We start from the raw sequence: 17765 nt of genomic DNA, 5'->3' as shown, positions 1-17765 counted from the left end.
CTGACCTGGCAGATGTCTGCCATGTCAGCCGCACTGGCCGTCAATCGTCGAGATCGCGCCCGCTGAGCAGTCGCCCGATCATGTCCATGGAAAAACCACGGTAGGCGAGAAAGCGTGTTTGCTGCGCTCGGCTGCGAGGATCCTGAGGGCGTTGCCCGGCGAACTTGCGCTGCCAGACGTCCCGTAAGCGGGCTGACCAATCTACACCGCTTTCGCGCAGTGCCTGATCGATATCGCCACGGTTCAACCCTCGCTGGCTCAGGTCTTCACGAATACGCGCTGGACCATAACCGGCGTTGGAACGGTAGGAGATGAAGCTCTCCAGATAGCGGGCCTCACTGAGCAGGCCTTCCTCGGCAAGCCGATCAAGCGCGGGCTCGATCAGCTCATCCGTGGCGCCGCGCTGACGCAGCTTGCGAGTCAGCTCGACACGACCGTGCTCGCGGCGCGCAAGCAGGTCCATGGCTGTCCGCCGAACGGCGACGGGGGTGTCGAGTACGACGGACGACATGTGCGATCAACCAGCGATATCAATAACCGGCTTCAGCATCAGCCATATCGTCGGCATCAGCTTCGGCGGCGGCAGCCTTGGCAGCCGCGGCGACAGCGCCGGAGGTCAGCAGCTTCTCACGAATCTGCTTCTCGATTTCCGAACCGATGGCCGGGTTCTCTTGCAAGTACTTGGCGGCGTTAGCCTTGCCTTGGCCGATCTTGTTGCCCTGGTAGCTGTACCAGGCGCCGGACTTCTCGACCAGGCCTTGAGAGACGCCCAAGTCGATGATCTCGCCGTTACGGTAGATACCTTTGCCGTAGAGAATCTGGAACTCGGCCTGACGGAAGGGTGGCGAAACCTTGTTCTTGACGATCTTGACGCGCGTTTCGCTACCGACCACTTCGTCGCCTTCCTTCACCGCGCCAGTACGACGGATATCCAGACGGACCGAGGCGTAGAACTTCAGGGCGTTACCGCCGGTGGTGGTTTCCGGGCTACCGAACATCACGCCGATCTTCATACGGATCTGGTTGATGAAGATGACCAGGCAGTTGGCGTTCTTGATGTTACCGGTGATCTTTCGCAGCGCCTGGGACATCAGACGGGCCTGCAGGCCGACGTGCATGTCACCCATTTCGCCTTCGATCTCGGCCTTGGGTACCAGGGCAGCCACGGAGTCGACGATGATCACGTCGACGGCGTTGGAACGCACCAGCATGTCGGTGATTTCCAGGGCCTGTTCGCCGGTGTCTGGCTGCGAGACCAGCAGGTCATCGACGTTGACGCCCAGCTTGCCAGCGTACTCAGGGTCGAGGGCATGCTCGGCGTCGACGAAGGCGCAGGTGGCGCCGTTCTTCTGGGCTTCGGCGATGACCGACAGGGTCAGCGTGGTCTTGCCCGAGGATTCCGGGCCGTAGATCTCGACGATACGGCCCTTTGGCAGGCCGCCGATGCCGAGGGCGATGTCCAGGCCCAGCGAGCCGGTGGAGATGGCTGGAATAGCCTGGCGCTCGTGATCGCCCATGCGCATGACTGCGCCCTTGCCGAATTGGCGTTCGATCTGACCCAGGGCCGCAGCCAAGGCGCGCTTCTTGTTGTCGTCCATTGAAATCCTCACGTGTTCGACGTGGCCCTGATGGCCGGAATACCTGTATAAGTAGCCAGTATTATTCCACAGGGATTCGTTTCCGCAAACCCCCGTCGAGCGATTTACTCGGCACCAAGCTGTAACAAGCCGTCTAACGCAGCGATCACCGTCTGTCGGCGCACCGCCTCGCGGTCGCCATCGAAGTGACGGCGCTCGCTGATAACACGGCCTCCATCGCCCCAGGCCAGCCATACAGTGCCCACCGGCTTGGCCGGCGAGCCGCCATCCGGCCCGGCGACACCACTGACCGCCACGGCAAAACGCGCGCCGCTGGCGGCCTGGGCACCACGAACCATGGCCTCGACCACCTCCTGGCTGACTGCGCCAACCTGGGTGAACAGTGCCTCGGGGACGCCAAGCTGCCGGGTCTTCTGGGTGTTGGAGTAGGTGACGTAGCCGGCCTCGAACCAGGCCGAACTGCCGGGAATACGGGTGATCGCCTCGGCGATGCCCCCGCCGGTGCAGGACTCGGCGGTGGTCACCTGCGCATTGAAACGGCGCAGGTGTTCGCCCAGGCGGGTAGAAAGTACGGTGATCGGGTCCATGACAGGCTCCTTGCGTGACTGCGCACTACCCTACCACCCTCATCCCCCCAGGCAAGGATTCACGGCGCCAGCGCGCGGATATACGCCTGGCAGGCACGCAGGGCGATCAGCCCCCGGTCGCCGTCGTCGGTAATGGCGATAATTCGTCGAGCATGCGCCGGGTCAAGTCGGGCGCGTAAGGCGCCATGATCCACGCCGCCGGCGCCGGTGGCGTCAGGCATTGTGGAACAGGCGGCGTCACGCTCGACCAGGACCGACAGGCGCAGATCGGCAGTAGCAAGGCGATCACGCAGCCGAGCCTGATTCTGTTGCGCATCGGTAAGCTCCTGGAAATGGTTGGACTCGCTGTCATGCAGGCGGCGCTCGAGCGCCTGGCGCTGCTCGCGCTCGCTGCGCAGTTGCTCGTTGAGCACCTCGGCCTGCTCCACTCGCTGGCGCGCCTGGAGCTCGTCCGACTCGGCGAACAGACGCTCGTAGCGCCAGGCCTGGGCCTGCCAGGCCAGTGCCGCCGACAGCAGCATCAGCGCCAGGCATGCGCAGAGCTGCCAACGGCTCAGCACAAGACCTCCCGGGCCCTGGCCCAGAGCTTGAGGCGCTCATCCAGGCCATTGAGCCCACCGTTGATATGCCGGGTGATGCGGTTGAATTCACCACGATCGGCCAAGGCATTGAGCCCGCGCGACTGCCAGAACCAGGCCGCCGACTCGCAGGCCCAACGCGGCTGCTCGAGAAGCTGGGGTTGCGCCAGCAACCGCTCATCACCGAACAGCGCACGGCTGCAGGCCTGGTAGTTGTTACGCCCGGTGACCTGGATCAGGCCGCGACCGCAATACAGCTGGCCATCGCCGTCAGCCTCAGGGGTGTTGCCCAGGCGCAGGGCCAGTGGGCCGGTGTCGTAGCGTGAAAGGTAGCGGTCGCTGCCCAGTTCCTTCACATAGCGTAACTGGCCGGACTCATGACCGACCTGGGCGAGAAAGGCGGCGATGCGCTTGGGGTGATCAATCTCCCAACGGGCCATGGCTTCGTTGAGAGGTGTGAGAAACGCACCGACACGCTGGCCGGCGAGTGGATAGATCTGAATGAGTTGCCGCTCGGTGAGCATGCAGCACCTCCTTGGCGCAAGAAAAAAAGCCCAGGCAATGCCTGGGCTCGGGAACATCGAGGCAGCTGGCTCAGATACCCAGCGACGCCATTTCCAGCGGCGAGCGATAGGTCGCCGCGGCCTGGGCAATACAGGCGCGGGCCTGCAGGTTGGCCTCCTTGAGGTTCTGGATCTCATCGGCGATCCGCTTGGCACCCTTGACCAGCCACATCCGCGAATACACAGCGGCCGCGACGCCACCCACGACGATGACCAATGCCGAGAAGAAGTCGGCCAATCGTTGCGAGCAGATGCTGATCTGCTCGACCGTGATGCGCACCACTTCCACCACCTCCTCGTTGTAGTCGAGGTTAGCGGCCACACTGGCCCCCCAGATGCTGGTGACCAGTGCCTTGCAGTCCTGAATTTCCTGTGCGGTAAGCGACATGATTACATTCTCCATTGCTATCAGTTTGATCGGCGGACAGTTCCGCCGGGTGATCGCTCGCAGGCGATGGCTCGAAGCGCGTGGCTTTCACATGATTCAGCGTGCGGCAGCGGCCGCACTTGATCTGGAGCTCGGAAGCGGGGGTGATGCGGGCCAGTAGCTTCCTACACTGGCCGCAGCGAAACTCGACGAACATAGGCGCGTCCTCTACTGAGTGGTCAGGCCGGCTCACGCCTTGAGTGAAGCGGCCTTGCCCGATGCACTGCCCTTGTTCCCAGACTTGCCTGCCCTGCCACCGTTGCACTGCACGGTGGTCCGCCAGCCGGACCCGGTGAACACTTGCTCGACCGAGTCGATCAGGTACTGGCCGTCTAGCCCGTCGACAAAACCACTCACCTCGATGCTGCGTTCGACGAACAGGTCAGTGCGCCCGGGCATGTCCAGGCGCACGCTGGCCGTCTCGCGGTTGAAGCTGGCCAAGCGTGCGCGGGCAGCCTGTTCGGCGGCGGCGCGATTGGGGTACAGGTGGCGGTCGGTATGGACAGGACGCTGGCTCTCGGAGCCTGCGTCGTTGCCCAGCTCGACCACTTTTAGCTCACCGCTGGCACTGTCCTGGTGACGGGTGCGCACGGCCTTGCGGGTGGCCTTGTCGTCCAGGCGAAACTGCCACTGGCTGACGTCGCCGCGCCGCAGTGTCACCAGCCCCAGCGTCTTGCCGCTGGCGCTCTGCCCGCCCTGGCGCGGCAGTACCAGCAACTGGCCGTTGGCGAGCTTGCCAGTGCAGTCGTACTGACGAGCCAGACGGGTGATGAAGTTGAAGTCCGATTCGTTGTACTGGTCGATACGAGGCACGTTCAGGGTGACCGGGCAGATCGCCTGCCAGCCGTTGCGCGCGCCAATCTCGACGATGATGCGTTGCAGCGGAACGTTCTCCCAGCTGCCGCTGCGGATGGTTCTGCCACTGCCGCACAGGTCGCTGGCCTTGCCGCGGATCACCAGCGTATCTGGCGGCCCGGATAGCTCGACCTCATCGACGGTGAAGCGCCCCAGCAGCGTCAGCGGCTGCCCGGCGTAGCCCAGGTGCACCTCCAGCACCGCGCCGCGAGGCGGCAGGGCCAGGGCGCCGTCGCGGGCATCGATGCGCAGCTCGAACGTATCGGACTCCATGCCGGGTTTGTCGGTGGTGCGCAGCAGCAGCAGGCGGTCGTTGATCAGCGCGGTGATGTCCTTGCCATCGGCATTGATGCTGAAGACGGGTTGCATGACTCATGCCTCCGTTGTCGGTGTGGATATGGGCCTACGCTCAGTCCCAGAGCTGCACGCTGCTGACCGTGGCAGTGGGTAGGTCGGGCAGCAGGATCATCACGCCGGCACGCAGCGGCTGGTCTTCGTCGGCCAGCCCTTGATTGGCCTCCAGTACGGCTTCGACCGTGCGGTTGAGGTGGCCGTAGTAGTGCTGGCAGAGGGTGTCGAGCAGGTCGCCGTCAGACGTTTTGCAGGTCTTCGCCATAGCGGGTGAACTCCAGTGAAAAACCCTGTTTGCGTGGAATACCGCCTGCCAGCAGATTGCTCTGGTCTTCATCGATACTGGTCAGGCACCAATTGCCGAGCACCTCGCCGTAACCGGTGGTCAGGCTCAGGGGCAGCAACTGACGACCGATGCTGCGCAGGGTCTGCAACTGGCCAAGTCCGCCCTTGAACGCAGGGAAGATCGCACCACGGATGCTGATCGTCTCCTCGCCCTGGCCGACAGCCTGCTGCGCGCTGTCACGGCTCAGGCGCTCCTGGGCAGCCCAGCGGAAACGGGTCTGGCGACGCAACTGGTCGAACGCGGCGGTATCGAGGTTGAAGTAGTACGGTGTTGCATTGGCCTTCAGCGGTTGCAGCACCAGCAGGTGCGGGAATGGCTTGATTGCTTCGGCGGCCGGCGTTGTCAGCGGCGCGAAGCCGAAGGTGACGAGCACCCCGCCTGCCACTGCGCGGGCATCGCCCACCACCTTGCGGATCGCCGCGCCAGCCTTGCCCAGGTGCTCGGAAAAGACCTCGACACGCTCCTGCACCTTGCGCACCTCGTCGACGGTCTTGTCGTAGCGGGCAATCACTTTGTTGACACGCCCTTGTGCCGAGTCGATGGCACGCAGGGTACGTTGCAGGCGCTTGCCGATGGCCGGTCCGATCCAGGGCAATGCTTCGAGTTCGGCCGCGGCTTCCTTGACGTGATCCACGGCCTGGTTCATCGGGTCGAGCATGGCGCCGGCACGCCGACGCCCCTCCTCGCCCGCCTTGACCAGTGCATGCAGTGCGGCCTGCAACTGCTCCAGGTAGGTCATGAATGTCCCTCCGGTTCAAAATTGTCGTAGAGGGTCTGCCAGACGCGCTTCATCAGCTCTTTGCCGTTCTTCCAGTACCCGGCGCACAGCCAGTTCCAGGTCGGTGGCGAGTTGGTCGTGTGCAACAGCGGCGCCTTGCAGCGTGATGGGGATGTTGGTGGTGAAGTTGAAGGGCTGGCCTGCCCCGCTGGTAATCACCGGTTGGGCCGGGGCTTGCGGCGGAGCATCTGGCAGGACGCTGGCTTGCGGCGGCACCGACAACTGCGCGGCTGGTATCTGCACCTCTACTGCGAGCTTGTCCATTACAGCTGAACGTCCAGACGCTGAGGCCTGCACCGCAACCTTCGGCAACCCCAGTACAGCAGCCGGCCTTGACGGCTTCTGAGGCGATCGAGGGAGCTCGACCTTTATGGCAGCGGGCGCAACGCTGGCGCCAGGACTTTCGAATCTGGGAGAAGGCACGATACCGGGGACCAACGAAAGACCAGGAATCGCCGGAGGCCATGCACGAGGCTCAGCGATGGCGCCTGCAACCCGGTGCTTGGCCGCCGCACTTGGCGGCCTCCCCTCATCCACAGGACGTCTCAACAGATCCCTCACGAGAGCCTTGTCCATGCCGGCAGTGTCAGCAGTCGAACCCGGCTTCGGCCTAGTCAACATCGAAGGCCGCCGTTGCGATGAAACGCTTGCGGCGGTTGCAAACTGCGCCATAAGCCCCGCCGGCCGAAGAGGAGACGGCGGTCCTGACGACCTGGCACGCTCCGGGCTCTGCTCCTTTGCCGTCCCGCTCGCCTTGGCCGGCAGCCCGCGCCGTACCGGCTGCTCTGTGGAGGCAGGCTCTTGGTACTGGGTGGCCAAATATTTGCCTACCGCCGACCCAACCTGATCGCCCACAAAGTTGCCGACCGACATCCCTATCGTGGTACCGATCGGACCCAGCAACGATCCGGCGGCACCCAGGGCGCCACCAAGGATCAGGCCCCCTGCCGCGCCGCCATAACCGCTCCACTTTTCTTCACGGGTTTGCGCCGTGCCATAGGTATAGGCCGCCTTTGCACCAGCCTCGATGAACATCGAAGCAAGGGGTATTTTCAATGCCTTGAGGTTCTCTGCGACGCCCTTGGCGGTCCCAGCGACAGCCCCTGGGTTGGTGTAACGCCGCTTGAGTACCTCCCAGCTGGCATAACCCCCGCCCACCACCGCAGCAGTCGTAAGCGCGTCCCTGACTGAGCCAGACAGCGTCGAATAAGGATCCGCGTCAGGTTTCGACTGAGTCGATACCGGCGTTGATGGTGGTTTGTCCTTGGCTGTAGCCGATGCAGGGTTCGTGACCCGCTCGCCAGCCCAGGCGCCCAGCTTATCGCCGGCCATACCGAAGGCAACGCCGCCCACCTCCGAGACCATCGTGCCCCAGCGCGGCACCGCCGCCCCCAAGGCCTTGCCGCCTATTGTGCCGACTGCCGACCCAACCGCACTGAGATAGCCCACTGCCTGCTCCTTCGCCGTGGTGGCGGTGGAAGCGGTGTGGAAGAGCTTCAACCCCAAATCCAACTTGGTTGCAGAGGCAGCCTCCTTGGCCGCAGCCCCTGCTCGGGTACGGGCAGTGGCTCGGCTCGGTGTGGGATCAGCAGAGGCTGACGAAACTGCTTCGCCCTCCCCCGACACCACCCCTTGTCGAGCTTCAGGTGCATCCGCGTTGATCCGGGGAGTTGAATCTGCGCGCGGCCGAGGCTGGGGGTACGCATGTACGATCTGAGCGGGCAACTCGAACGGGGGTGAGTTGGATGCGCGCCATCCCTGTTCAGCCAAGGGTAACGGCTGGTGCTCCAGTGCCGGAGTGAGTCCTTGCCAGTTCGACAGCTGTGGCACGACCGATGGATACGGGCCTGGTCGCCAGATATCCAGCGGTGATGAAAACGATTGCAGCGCCTTGCCGTAAGGCGCCCAATGATCGGTAAACCTGGCGCGATAGTCATCGAGCGCGCCAGGGAAAGCCGAGCCAGATGCGACGGCTTCCCCCAGGGCAATCCCTGATTTGTTCGCCATCCGTTAATCCTCTCAATCCGAAAGCCACCAGACCATGTCGCTGAACGACATGGTCATGATTTCGCTCGCGGAAAAGTTCAGCTCCTTGGCCAGCCGCCTTGCGGCGGCCTTCTGCCGGGTCGGGTCAAACCTCGTCGTCCTGCACCAGGCGAAAATACCCGGCCTGCAAGCGGCCGTAGTCCTTCAGGGTGAGGCCTTCGAGGTCCTTGATGCCGACTTCGGCCAGCGAGGCGAACAAGTTCAGCTCGCGCTGCTCGTCGTCGCTGGCGCCGCCGGCCTTGGCGTTGCGCATGTCACGCACCGTCGGGGCCCGCAACGTCAGGCTGTCGACCTGAATGCCATTGGCCTCGCTCGGACGCGACAAACGCACCGTGACGCGGTCGGCTGCAAGGTTCAGCCACTGGGGCTGGCGGTTTTCCTGAGCCATGAACACCTCCCTTACAGGCCCAGCGCAGTACGCTGCGCCGCCAGTTGGTCGACACCGTCGATCACCCGCTTCATGCCCAGGGCATCGATCTCGTAGACCAGGCGACCATCAACCTCCAGCTTGTAGTAGCTGAGCGCGACGCTGTGCTTGATCTCGGCCTTGTCGCCGGATTTCCAGTCGCCCATGTCGATATCCTTGAGCGAGCCGCGCAGGGTGACGATGACCGGATTGATCTGGCCCTTGAGGCCTTTGAAGGCGCCGCGGAACGTGCCGTTGAAGGCCGTGCCATCGGCCAGGCCGAAGAACTTCAGCGACTCGCGGCGCACGCCGGTGGTGGTGAAGGCCGCTTCCTGCTTCTCCATGCCCAGGTCCATCTCGACGGGCATGTCCATACCACCGGGACGGTGTTCTTCCATTTTCAGGGTCAGTTTGGGCAGGGTCAGGCTGGGTACATCGCCCTGGAAGCTCACACCGTCGACGAACAGGTTCAGGTTGGCCAGGGTTTCGGGAATCATTGCCATGTAGATGCGCTCCTTAAGCGGCGGAATCGAGGACTTCGGTCAGCCACTGGTTGGTGACTTCGACGCGGAAATTGGGGTTTTCGGCAGGCGGTACGTCGGTGAAGCGGATGTTCCAGTACACCTTGCCCTGCTCCAGTTGGCTGGCGGTGTTCAACTCCGGATCGGCGAAGACCTCGAAGTTGATGATCGCGCCCTGGTTCTTCAGGTCGCGCATGAAGGCCTGCAGGCCCTCGGTGACGTCCTTGACGTAGGTGGCGGTGATGGAGCGGTCGACGGCCCATTTGTGGCCGTAGAGGATCGCGTCCATGACGATGTCCATGGTCCGCACGCGGGTGACGAAGGCCCACTTCGGATCGCTGGACAGGGTGCGGTTGCCCCACAGGCGGAAGCCGTCATCGCGAATGATGGTGGCGATGTTGGCGTTGTTCAGCAGGTTGGCGCGGCAGCTGTCGTCGCCATCGAGGAACTCCACCGGGCGGCTGGTGCCGGTGATACCGACGAACTCCTTGTTCGACGGCGAGGCCCAGAAGCCGTACTCGCGATCGGTGAAGGCGAACAGGCCGGCGACCCAGGCCGAACCTGGCGCATCCTCGGTGGCCTCGGCGACGGTGTCGAAGTAGCGCACGCCCGGATCGACCAGGAAGGCGCGCTTGGCACCGAAGTTCTTGGCGTAGGCGAGCGCGGCTTCGTCAGTGGTGCCAGGGCCGTCGATGATGGCGATGCCGCGCAGCTTGTCGGCCAGTGCCACCAGCGCGGTGCCGACCGCCTGGGTGGCGCTGTGCTTGGGCGCGACCAGCAGGCGCGGCTGGGCGTTGAAACGGCTCTTGCCGTCGAGCAGTGCCTGCAGGCCGGTGCGCTTGCCGTCAGCGAGCACGTTGCCGATGATCGCCGCGGTCTGCTCGGCCGCCTCTTCGAGCTTGGCCACGCCGCAGGCGACGATGACCGCCTTGGCGCGGCTGTAGATGGCACGACAGGCCTTGGTGATCGCCGCATCGGCGCCGAAGGCGGCCACGGCTTCACGCTCGCTGGTGATGAGGACCAGGTCGTTGGCCTTGGCCGTGACACCGGCACCTTCGGTGAAGGTGTCGACCAGGCCGATGATCGAGGACGACGGCAGTGCGATGTTGCGGGCGCCGGTGTCTACGTTGGTTACGGTGACGCCGTGGAAGAATTCACTCATGTAAGGTTACTCCAGATGGAAATTAAAACTCGGCAATTGCGGAGTTTAGAAAGGGAGCTTTCACCCCCCAAATTAAGTCAACGCAACAACTAAAATTCCGTCAAAACGAAAGCTTACTCAATAAAAAAAGGCAGAACCTACCTTCTGCAAAGCCTTTCAGTATTTTATGCAAGCTAGTAGTGCGATATTACGAGGACGCCCTTCACTACCGCCGTCGGCAGCAACTGTTACCAAATGCGAGTGGTCCCCAGAGCCAAGAGCTGTACCAGAAACAGAGTGAGTATGTTCCCCTGCTGAAAGATTCAAAGGCTGCCAGGCAGCTACGCCGGAATCATTTCCGGCAATCGAATTAGCAGCAGAGCCAACTGCAATATTACCGAATCCACCGATGCCCGCAGCATGACTATGAGCCCCCGCGCTGCTTGCAACAGCAGACAAGTTGTGAGTGTGTGAGCCACTAGCCGCAACGGTCACCGCATGGGAGTGAGCTAGATTCTGACTCATCTGCACAGATCCCCTAAGACGTGCAGAATCAACCCCTCGGCCATCATCAAGACCGCGTATAAACTCAGCACGAAGATCTGGAACATTAAAGGTTGTTACACCATCCCCAGCACCATAATTGGTACCAATTTGAGCATATAGCTCAGCATATGCCGCACGCCCAACCGCTGCTCCATTCGCTTTGAGAAAACCAGGCGGAGCAGCACTGCCGGCGGTATAAATTACAGTACCTGCCGGTACACCAGTGTCCAACCTAGCCCAATTAGTCCACTGCCCCGCATAGGCACTACGCGCATAAACTGCGTTGCCATCATTGTATTGGATGGCCAACTGCGCACGATTGGACGTAGTAGCAACCAAACCATAAAAGGTTGTCGTAATATGCCAATAATAAAGCGGATTAGGCGTGTTTATGTGATTTGTTACAATCACATGATCCGAAGCTAGATTCGGATCTTGATTTTCTATTCCCTGAGCAAGTCCACGAGCAGCATTAAGCGCTTCGGATAGACCAGCGACATCATTAACTCCATGCCCATGCACTGTTGCTGCGGCTCCTACATTGGCGCGAACTGCAACAGCATCTATGCTCCCTAACAAATCTCGCACAAAGGGAGACAGAGAGGCCAATGAAAAACTGTCTACCCCTGTGCTATATATAAATTTATCAGGCGAGATTGTTAGCGCTGATAATCCGGTCAGAATCTCGCTCCGAGCCTGCTTAGCAGCCAGCTCCGTAGTCATCGTAGTAGCAAAGTCCGGATCATTAGCAAGTGCTTTTGCCAGCTCTTGTAATGTATTAAGCGCTTCTGGAGCGGAATCAACCACAGCCGCGACAGCCCCTTGAACAAAAGCTGTAGTTGCAAGTTGCTGGTTGTTGGTTCCTTTCGCTGCGGTGGGTGCAGAAGGCGTTCCGACCAAACTTGGCGAGTTGAGGTCTGCTTTCAAAGAAAATGCTGCATCAACTTGAGGCTTGGTATACACATCAAGCAATCCATAGCCGGCTACAGTGGTGGGATTACTCGCAGCGATAACCCGCCCATACTTATCGACGGAAACACTACGATAGGTTCCAGCAACAACGCCTGTAGGTCCAAACGCCATTTCGTAGACTTGTGTGGAAACGTCTAAATTGACTGGCCCATCACTTACCAGTTGCCAGGAGGTATCTCCGTTGATCTGCCCCTTTTCCACGGGGACGAGCATTCCAGGAGTAACCTTAGCGTCCGTATCAGCATCACGGCAGCGCGTCCATGCCCCACCTGCGACCACATACAAACCATTATTCTTGGCCGCTGCCTGATCCTTGACCAGCACTCGAGCCCCAACAGTCAGCGCCACACCATCAATGGTCTGCACGCCACTCAAGGTGATCGGCCCGGTAGTCGCTACCAGTACTGAATGCTTGAAATCCTGCCGGGCCAGTTCCTCGGTGACCCACTCACGAGTCGCCAATACCACGGCAGGGTCGATCTTCAACTGCACATTGCTCGCGCTGCTGACGATCAGGTTCATCCGCACCACCTGAGTACGGCCCGAGCCCTGGCTGAGCAGCGGCTTGTAGGTCGGAGCGCAATTGGCCACCGCGATCATGTCGCCGTCGGCGTCATATAGCGCGATCTCACGGATCCAGCGCCCGCCAACCTCGGCAGGGATCACCTGCTCGGCGACGATCACCGCGCTATTCTTGTCATCCACCTTGAGCTGGTTCAACGGCGCGCGGCGCCATTCGTTGATCAGGCTGGTCTGGGTGGCGTTGGGGGTCGGATCGGTGCCGTTGGCATCGCCCACGCCCATCTGGGTTATTTTCCACGGAATGCCCAAGGCATCCGCATTGGCCTGCTTCGCCGCGCCCACATTGGTGAGGATGGCGTAGAACTGAGAAGTCTGGTCAACCATGTGCAATGTCCAAGGTATCGATTGTGTGTTCTCGGCCGCCGCGCCCGATGACGCCATCGACGTCGATGTCACGCGGTGCCGGTGGGTAGATATCGAGCTCGTCGCCTTCCTGGAGCGCGCAGCCAAGATGGAAGGCACCGTTGCTTTCCAGGCTGATCACCATGCCGGTCATGTGCCGGCTGACGGGACGAGCGTCGTCGATCAGGGCCGACAGTTCGTTGTAGGTCTGCTCGCTGATGCCCGAGTTCTCGACGCCGATCTTCAGCGCAAAGGTCCCCGGCACCCCGGCAGGCTGCGCCTGCCACCACTCCTCCACCTCGATGAGGTAGCCGAACGGCTCGACCACCCGCCTGAGGGCGCCGAGGGTGCCTTTGTGGGCGTGGACGAAGAATGCTGAGCGGATCACCGAGCGCTTGACGGTGTCGCTCCAGCTGTCGTCCCAGCGATCCACCGACCAGGCCCAGGCCAGCTGGTAGAGCAGGTGCGCGGGGCAGGTGTCGGGGTTGTAGAGCTGGCGCAGAGTGACCTTGAGGTCTTCGTCGCCAGCCGTTTCGATGGCCCGCTCCAGCGGGGTGCGGTTGAGCGGCAGAAGGCTGTGCATGTCAGCCTCCGCGCTTGAGGTCGAAGCCTGTGCACCAGGCTGCCTGGGCCTTGCTCGGGCGGATGTCGGTCCAGTCGATCAGCTCGACCCGACTGACGCCGTCGATGTGCAACTGGGCGTCGATGCCAGAGCGGGCGACCTCGACACCCAGGCGGCGCCGCGGGTTGATCCAGGCCTGCAAACGACGCCGGCACTCGCTGAGGATGGCCTCGTACTCGGGGCCGTTGTCGGCCATGTGCAGCACGGCGTCGATCCGGTATGGCAGCACCTGGGCGCTGCGCACATTGACCCGGTCGGCGACCGGGCGGATGTCCTCGTCGTTGAGGTAGGCGTTGACCTCGTCGAGCAGCGCCTGGGGCGCGACACCGTCGTCATCGATGCTCAGCACCGTGACATCGACCACCGCCGGCGACGGGCTTTCGGCGGTCGCGTCGGCGACCCGTCCCGAGGCGTTGCGGGCGTGGAGGATGTAACTGTTGCGCGGGCCGGCGGTGGTCAGGCCTTCATAGACCAGTTGCACACGTTCGCGAAGGGCGTCGTCGGATTCGAGAATCGCCTCGGTGGGCGGAACGGTGGTCGGGTCGGCGGCCTGGATCACCAGGCGCTGCAACGAAACGTTGGCCGCCAGTTGGTCAAGGTCGCGACCCCGGGCATAGGCGAGCAACAAAGCCTTCGCAGCATCATTGATGCGTGCCCGGTTGAGCAGCTTTCGGTAGGCGCCGACCTCGAGCAGCTTGGTGACCGGATCGCTTTCCAACTGTGCCGTCCAGCCATCGCCCATATGTGCACGAAAGGTCTCGAGGTCGGCTTCGTACAGCGCTTCGAAATCCAGATCCTCGAGCAGTTGCGGGGCGGGCAGTTTGGACAGGTCTACCTGACTCATACGCTCACCTCCACCAGCGCGTCATCGCCCAGATAACGGCCGCTCAGGGCCAGGCTGACCTGGCCGTCCAGCACGGCCACGACCTTCACCCGCTCCAGTTGCAAGCGCGGCTCCCAGCGCCCAAGGGCGCGAGCGACCTCTGCCTGTACCGCACTCTTCCAGCCTTCGTTGACGGGCAGGTCGACATAGCGGCGCAACTGGCTGCCGTATTCCGGGCGCATGCGACGGCTGCCCAGTGGGGTGGTAAGGATGTCCTCGATGGATTGGCGCAGGTGAGCGATCCCGGCCAATGGCAGGCCGGTGCGACGGTCCAGGCCGATCATGACGCGTCTCCCGGAAAATCCCGGGCGCGTTGATGGGTATCCATTGCGTTCTCCTGGCATTAAAAAGCCCGCGATGGCGGGCTGGGTTCAGTGTTTGTGGTTGGGCGTGTTGCCGGCGGTATCGATGATCCGCCCGCCGCCGTTGATGTCGCCGCTGACAATCAGCGGGCCGTTGACCGTGACCTTGCCGGTCAGGGTGATGCTCGAGGCCTCGAGGGTGATCGCGCCATCACTGACCACCAGGGTGCTGGCACCGACCTTGATGCGCGCGTTGCCGCTGGGTAGTTCGATGTCATAGCGCCGGGCCTGCCAGTCGTAGGTCAGCGAACCGCCGTCATCGAAGCGCCAGACCTCGGCATGCTCGCGGTTGTCTGGCGGGAGGCCGGCATTGCCATACAGCCCGGCAAAAAAAGTACCTTGCGCCGGGTCGCCACTGGGGCTGAGCAACACGCCCTGCTCACCCAGGCTGGGTGCCCGCCAGTGCCGGGCCTTGCCGGCCGCCTGGGCATGCCAGCGCACCCAGGCGCTGGTCCAGCCGCCACCGTCGGACACCCTGACCCGCGCAGCGGCCAAGTCCACCGCCACCACGCGGCAGGGAATCACCAGGGTGGCGAGCATGCGGTCATGCGTGGCACTGACATAGCTCATGCCAGGTCCTCCGGGGCGATGTACTGGCTTTCATTACCGGGCCCCGTGTCTGGACTGAAGCCCAGCCTGAGGCTGCCCGGCGGCTGGTCGGGCCAATGCCATTGCAGTTCGCCCAACAGCACTGGCTGGTCCCAGCGCACGCGCCAGCCAGCACCGGCGAAGAAAGCCCGTACGTTGCGGCTCGGCTCAACGAAGTCGAGCCCCCATAGCTGCTGGCGCAACAGGTCCATCAGTTGTGCAGCCAGCACGCTGCCCTGCAGGCGTGCCTCGGGGTTGGCGGCATCGGGGGTGATGTCCGCCTCGAAGGTGGTGACCAGCACCGAGCGTCCATCCCTGGGCGCAGCATCGGCAGTCATGCGCACGATGCCATGGCGCAATGCCGGCAATGCCGGGGTATTTCCTGCTTCCGTATAGGCATCAACCGATGCCAGTTCCGGAATCGCCTCTCGAATCGTTGCGGTCAATGCCGCATGCAAGGTGGCCAGTTCGCTCATGTGCCGCACTCCTATCGTTCGTCCTTCAAACCAAGGCGCCTGGCTGCCCAGCGTTCATAGAGGCCGATGGCTACATCGGCCCCCGCCATGGCGGTCAGGCACCCGAAGGCGCTAGCGCTCCAGATCGACATGCCGCTGGCATACAGCAGCATCACTGTCGACACCCCACACACCATGCAAGCCCCCGAGCGCAGCGCCAGCCGCCGCAGCAGCGACCAACCTCGGGCGCCGGCCTTGTCGGCCCGCCACATCTCACCGGAAAGCCCTCCCAGCAATGCCAGGACGATCACCAGCCAGAGCGGCATCTCCAGCAACGCCTGTTGCTCGTTCGTCACTGTCCTGTCTCCTGTGTCATGGCCACCGGCGAGTGCCGGTGGATCCCTTGCCGTGTAACGCGGCATTCCAAAAGGCCCGTCCGTGCAGGCCCTTCAGTAATGCGTTGTCGAACCGTCGGTCACATCTGGTGACACCGGCCGGTTCCGCTTCAAATTGGTGACTCCGACCGCGGCCCCCTGCCCGCCGGATAACTGATCGTGGTGCTTTACGCTGCACACCCGGGCCAGTTGCCAACCCTCTGAACAGTCAAGGCCTGTTCATCGCTGCCTGTGTAACAACCGGTTGCTGTCCGGCTTGAGATACAGGCTATGCATTGATGCATATGCAGTCAATGCATTTTTGAAAATATTTATGCATGAGGAGTTGCTTAAATGCATGAAGGCCTTGTCGGGTATGGCCTGTAGGGCTTTTCAGAGAGCCTAAAATTTTTGTAGGCCCGGTATGGTTTGAGGCGGCGGGGGATGCAAGACGGGAGGCGGGGATACTTCGTATGCATGAAAAAACCCGCCGAAGCGGGTTTTTATCCAGCGGATTTGCGGGTCAGCGTGCGTACATGCCCCACCAGAAGACATGCCCGAGCAGGCTGATCTGCTCTTCCTGCATCTGCTGGAAACTGTAGTCTTCGTCGGGGTGTTCATCACGGTTGAAGCTGCGCAGGCGTATGCCGGTGGGCAGGCGATAGACCTGCTTCACCCGCAGCTGGCCATTGTGGTTGATGGCGTAGAGATCGCCATCGATGATATCGCCAATGGCACATTTGCCGGTGTTGACGCCGACCGTCGCGCCATCGCGCAGCACTGGCAGCATGCTGTTGCCGCGCACCGTGACGCACTTGGCCTGGTCGAACTGCACACCATTGTGGCGCAGGCTGCGCTTGCCGAAACGCAGGCGCGCGCGCTCGCTTTCCTCGATGACGAATCTTCCTGATCCTGCTGCCAATTCGACCTCTCGAAGAAATGGAACGGACACCTCGTCATCCTCGACGGGGGTTTCATCGTCCCACAGGCTGATGTCGCTCAGGTCCACATGACCATGCATGGGCTGCGCCTCGCGGGACTCCCCCAGCTCTATGCGGCCGCGCAACTGATCGGTGCTCACGCCGAAGTAATCGGCGATTCTGGAGACATGCTTGTCTGACGGATCGACAATTTTCTCGCTAAGGATCCGAGACAGGGTGGATTGCGGGACGCCCGTGCGCCGGTGCAGCTCCGTCGGGGACAGGCCGTGGCGATCGAGCAGTTCTCTGAGTACAGTGGCTACGTTGCGCTTTTGCATAAAATGCATATTGCTGCAGATCGATGGGAAATGCAAATGCATGCAACACACCCCGAACCTGCGATCATTCAGGGATACCCGTCACCGTATGCACTGCCCGCATCGCACAAGGCGGACGCGCGCCCTGGGGCTCGATCTGCTCGCACTTGCGCAGCAACGGCAACGCGTCGCTGAACTGGATTGCAGCGACCGTATCGGCATGCTGCTGCGACAGGAAACAGTGCTCGAAGCGGTAGGCCGCATACACATCGGCCTGCACCGGTTCATTGTCATAGACTTCGGCCACGATCTCGCGCAGCAACTGGCGGGTCGGCTCGTCCAGCCTGGCCGGTATTCCCTGCAGCAACCGCTCCCGTGGTGTCCCGCCAGCCCGTGCCTGGACCACATGCCGCGAAGCCTCTATCGAGGCCTGCATGCCCTGCGGAAACGGGCACTGTGCAGCCGCCATGAGCGGTAACGGCAGGCTCAAGCCTGCGACCATCAGATAAAACGCCACCCTTGGCATGGAATTCCTCGCGCGGTGTTCGGGCTGCCCGGAAAATCGACCGATCATAGCGATGCCCTGCCCTTTGTGTCCTGCAGCA

Annotated in this window: 22 protein-coding genes and 1 pseudogene; all 23 read right to left on the bottom strand. The window is 62.3% G+C overall.

The features are described 5' to 3' along the window. Positions 1–40: 40 nt before the first annotated feature. The 23 genes and pseudogenes from recX to HU729_RS10655 all read right to left on the bottom strand — a co-directional run bounded on the left by recX (position 41) and on the right by HU729_RS10655 (position 17686). Positions 41–511, bottom strand: a complete 471-nt coding sequence (recX, locus tag HU729_RS10770) for a recombination regulator RecX (protein WP_186667200.1) — start codon at positions 509–511, stop codon at positions 41–43. Positions 512–530: 19 nt separating this feature from the next. Beyond that, positions 531–1598, bottom strand: coding sequence for a recombinase RecA (gene recA / locus HU729_RS10765; RefSeq protein ID WP_125931569.1), 1068 nt, complete (start codon positions 1596–1598; stop codon positions 531–533). A gap of 104 nt (positions 1599–1702) precedes the next feature. Beyond that, the gene (locus HU729_RS10760; RefSeq protein ID WP_186667201.1) at positions 1703–2185 is read right to left on the bottom strand and encodes a nicotinamide-nucleotide amidohydrolase family protein; all 483 of its coding nucleotides are present in this window, start codon (positions 2183–2185) and stop codon (positions 1703–1705) included. Positions 2186–2244: 59 nt separating this feature from the next. Next, positions 2245–2706, bottom strand: coding sequence for a lysis system i-spanin subunit Rz (locus tag HU729_RS25670; RefSeq protein WP_202883551.1), 462 nt, complete (start codon positions 2704–2706; stop codon positions 2245–2247). Positions 2707–2738: 32 nt separating this feature from the next. After that, positions 2739–3287 (bottom strand): glycoside hydrolase family 19 protein, encoded by a 549-nt coding sequence (locus HU729_RS10750; protein WP_186709908.1) that lies wholly within the window; start codon positions 3285–3287, stop codon positions 2739–2741. Positions 3288–3357: 70 nt separating this feature from the next. Then, positions 3358–3714, bottom strand: coding sequence for a hypothetical protein (locus HU729_RS10745; protein WP_186709906.1), 357 nt, complete (start codon positions 3712–3714; stop codon positions 3358–3360). 52 nt (positions 3715–3766) lie between these two features. Beyond that, a pseudogene (locus tag HU729_RS25820) lies at positions 3767–3910 on the bottom strand (Com family DNA-binding transcriptional regulator); the annotation flags it as partial. 32 nt (positions 3911–3942) lie between these two features. Beyond that, complete coding sequence (locus tag HU729_RS10735; RefSeq protein ID WP_186709904.1) at positions 3943–4977, bottom strand: contractile injection system protein, VgrG/Pvc8 family; 1035 nt, start codon at positions 4975–4977, stop codon at positions 3943–3945. Positions 4978–5017: 40 nt separating this feature from the next. Beyond that, entirely contained in the window at positions 5018–5224 is a 207-nt protein-coding gene (locus HU729_RS10730) for a tail protein X (RefSeq protein ID WP_063545897.1), read from the bottom strand. Further along, entirely contained in the window at positions 5199–6044 is an 846-nt protein-coding gene (locus HU729_RS10725) for a phage tail protein (protein WP_186709902.1), read from the bottom strand. Before HU729_RS10725 ends, HU729_RS10730 begins: the two co-directional genes overlap by 26 nt. A 15-nt stretch (positions 6045–6059) precedes the next feature. Next, a complete protein-coding gene (locus HU729_RS10720) occupies positions 6060–8090 on the bottom strand; it encodes a hypothetical protein (RefSeq protein ID WP_186709900.1) in 2031 nt (676 codons plus the stop codon). 124 nt (positions 8091–8214) lie between these two features. After that, positions 8215–8517, bottom strand: a complete 303-nt coding sequence (locus HU729_RS10715) for a phage tail assembly protein (RefSeq protein WP_186709898.1) — start codon at positions 8515–8517, stop codon at positions 8215–8217. Between the two features lie 11 nt (positions 8518–8528). Further along, positions 8529–9038 (bottom strand): phage major tail tube protein, encoded by a 510-nt coding sequence (locus tag HU729_RS10710; RefSeq protein WP_186709896.1) that lies wholly within the window; start codon positions 9036–9038, stop codon positions 8529–8531. Between the two features lie 13 nt (positions 9039–9051). Next, a complete protein-coding gene (locus HU729_RS10705) occupies positions 9052–10218 on the bottom strand; it encodes a phage tail sheath family protein (RefSeq protein ID WP_186709894.1) in 1167 nt (388 codons plus the stop codon). A 156-nt stretch (positions 10219–10374) separates the two neighbouring features. Beyond that, positions 10375–12621, bottom strand: a complete 2247-nt coding sequence (locus tag HU729_RS25815) for a phage tail protein (protein ID WP_238348346.1) — start codon at positions 12619–12621, stop codon at positions 10375–10377. Further along, complete coding sequence (locus HU729_RS10690; protein ID WP_186709892.1) at positions 12614–13222, bottom strand: phage tail protein I; 609 nt, start codon at positions 13220–13222, stop codon at positions 12614–12616. Before HU729_RS10690 ends, HU729_RS25815 begins: the two co-directional genes overlap by 8 nt. 1 nt (position 13223) lies before the next feature. Next, positions 13224–14105 (bottom strand): baseplate J/gp47 family protein, encoded by an 882-nt coding sequence (locus tag HU729_RS10685; RefSeq protein ID WP_186709890.1) that lies wholly within the window; start codon positions 14103–14105, stop codon positions 13224–13226. After that, positions 14102–14428, bottom strand: a complete 327-nt coding sequence (locus HU729_RS10680) for a GPW/gp25 family protein (protein WP_186667212.1) — start codon at positions 14426–14428, stop codon at positions 14102–14104. Before HU729_RS10680 ends, HU729_RS10685 begins: the two co-directional genes overlap by 4 nt. 87 nt (positions 14429–14515) lie before the next feature. Next, positions 14516–15076 carry a phage baseplate assembly protein V gene (locus HU729_RS10675; protein ID WP_186709889.1) on the bottom strand — a complete coding sequence of 187 codons (561 nt, stop codon included), beginning with the start codon at positions 15074–15076 and terminating at the stop codon, positions 14516–14518. Continuing rightward, positions 15073–15570 carry a hypothetical protein gene (locus HU729_RS10670; protein ID WP_186667214.1) on the bottom strand — a complete coding sequence of 166 codons (498 nt, stop codon included), beginning with the start codon at positions 15568–15570 and terminating at the stop codon, positions 15073–15075. The genes HU729_RS10675 and HU729_RS10670 overlap by 4 nt, the downstream gene beginning before the upstream one ends. An 11-nt stretch (positions 15571–15581) precedes the next feature. Then, positions 15582–15905 carry a phage holin family protein gene (locus tag HU729_RS10665; RefSeq protein WP_054891048.1) on the bottom strand — a complete coding sequence of 108 codons (324 nt, stop codon included), beginning with the start codon at positions 15903–15905 and terminating at the stop codon, positions 15582–15584. A gap of 541 nt (positions 15906–16446) precedes the next feature. Then, positions 16447–17181, bottom strand: a complete 735-nt coding sequence (locus HU729_RS10660; protein WP_054891094.1) for an XRE family transcriptional regulator — start codon at positions 17179–17181, stop codon at positions 16447–16449. A 64-nt stretch (positions 17182–17245) separates the two neighbouring features. Beyond that, complete coding sequence (locus HU729_RS10655; RefSeq protein WP_186709888.1) at positions 17246–17686, bottom strand: hypothetical protein; 441 nt, start codon at positions 17684–17686, stop codon at positions 17246–17248. Positions 17687–17765 lie beyond the last annotated feature (79 nt).

It is taken from the genome of Pseudomonas sp. RW10S2 (assembly GCF_014268985.1).
Taxonomy (GTDB): Bacteria; Pseudomonadota; Gammaproteobacteria; order Pseudomonadales; family Pseudomonadaceae; genus Aquipseudomonas; species Aquipseudomonas wayambapalatensis.
Note: the sequence above shows the minus strand (reverse complement) of the source record. Positions and strands in the feature narration are given on the sequence as shown.

Coding starts and splice junctions, on each gene's coding strand:
- recX (WP_186667200.1), bottom strand. CDS start 511: ATGTCGTCCGTCGTACTCGACACCCCCGTCGCCGTTCGGCGGACAGCC.
- recA (WP_125931569.1), bottom strand. CDS start 1,598: ATGGACGACAACAAGAAGCGCGCCTTGGCTGCGGCCCTGGGTCAGATC.
- HU729_RS10760 (WP_186667201.1), bottom strand. CDS start 2,185: ATGGACCCGATCACCGTACTTTCTACCCGCCTGGGCGAACACCTGCGC.
- HU729_RS25670 (WP_202883551.1), bottom strand. CDS start 2,706: ATGCTGCTGTCGGCGGCACTGGCCTGGCAGGCCCAGGCCTGGCGCTAC.
- HU729_RS10750 (WP_186709908.1), bottom strand. CDS start 3,287: ATGCTCACCGAGCGGCAACTCATTCAGATCTATCCACTCGCCGGCCAG.
- HU729_RS10745 (WP_186709906.1), bottom strand. CDS start 3,714: ATGTCGCTTACCGCACAGGAAATTCAGGACTGCAAGGCACTGGTCACC.
- HU729_RS10735 (WP_186709904.1), bottom strand. CDS start 4,977: ATGCAACCCGTCTTCAGCATCAATGCCGATGGCAAGGACATCACCGCG.
- HU729_RS10730 (WP_063545897.1), bottom strand. CDS start 5,224: ATGGCGAAGACCTGCAAAACGTCTGACGGCGACCTGCTCGACACCCTC.
- HU729_RS10725 (WP_186709902.1), bottom strand. CDS start 6,044: ATGACCTACCTGGAGCAGTTGCAGGCCGCACTGCATGCACTGGTCAAG.
- HU729_RS10720 (WP_186709900.1), bottom strand. CDS start 8,090: ATGGCGAACAAATCAGGGATTGCCCTGGGGGAAGCCGTCGCATCTGGC.
- HU729_RS10715 (WP_186709898.1), bottom strand. CDS start 8,517: ATGGCTCAGGAAAACCGCCAGCCCCAGTGGCTGAACCTTGCAGCCGAC.
- HU729_RS10710 (WP_186709896.1), bottom strand. CDS start 9,038: ATGGCAATGATTCCCGAAACCCTGGCCAACCTGAACCTGTTCGTCGAC.
- HU729_RS10705 (WP_186709894.1), bottom strand. CDS start 10,218: ATGAGTGAATTCTTCCACGGCGTCACCGTAACCAACGTAGACACCGGC.
- HU729_RS25815 (WP_238348346.1), bottom strand. CDS start 12,621: ATGGTTGACCAGACTTCTCAGTTCTACGCCATCCTCACCAATGTGGGC.
- HU729_RS10690 (WP_186709892.1), bottom strand. CDS start 13,222: ATGCACAGCCTTCTGCCGCTCAACCGCACCCCGCTGGAGCGGGCCATC.
- HU729_RS10685 (WP_186709890.1), bottom strand. CDS start 14,105: ATGAGTCAGGTAGACCTGTCCAAACTGCCCGCCCCGCAACTGCTCGAG.
- HU729_RS10680 (WP_186667212.1), bottom strand. CDS start 14,428: ATGATCGGCCTGGACCGTCGCACCGGCCTGCCATTGGCCGGGATCGCT.
- HU729_RS10675 (WP_186709889.1), bottom strand. CDS start 15,076: ATGAGCTATGTCAGTGCCACGCATGACCGCATGCTCGCCACCCTGGTG.
- HU729_RS10670 (WP_186667214.1), bottom strand. CDS start 15,570: ATGAGCGAACTGGCCACCTTGCATGCGGCATTGACCGCAACGATTCGA.
- HU729_RS10660 (WP_054891094.1), bottom strand. CDS start 17,181: ATGCAAAAGCGCAACGTAGCCACTGTACTCAGAGAACTGCTCGATCGC.
- HU729_RS10655 (WP_186709888.1), bottom strand. CDS start 17,686: ATGCCAAGGGTGGCGTTTTATCTGATGGTCGCAGGCTTGAGCCTGCCG.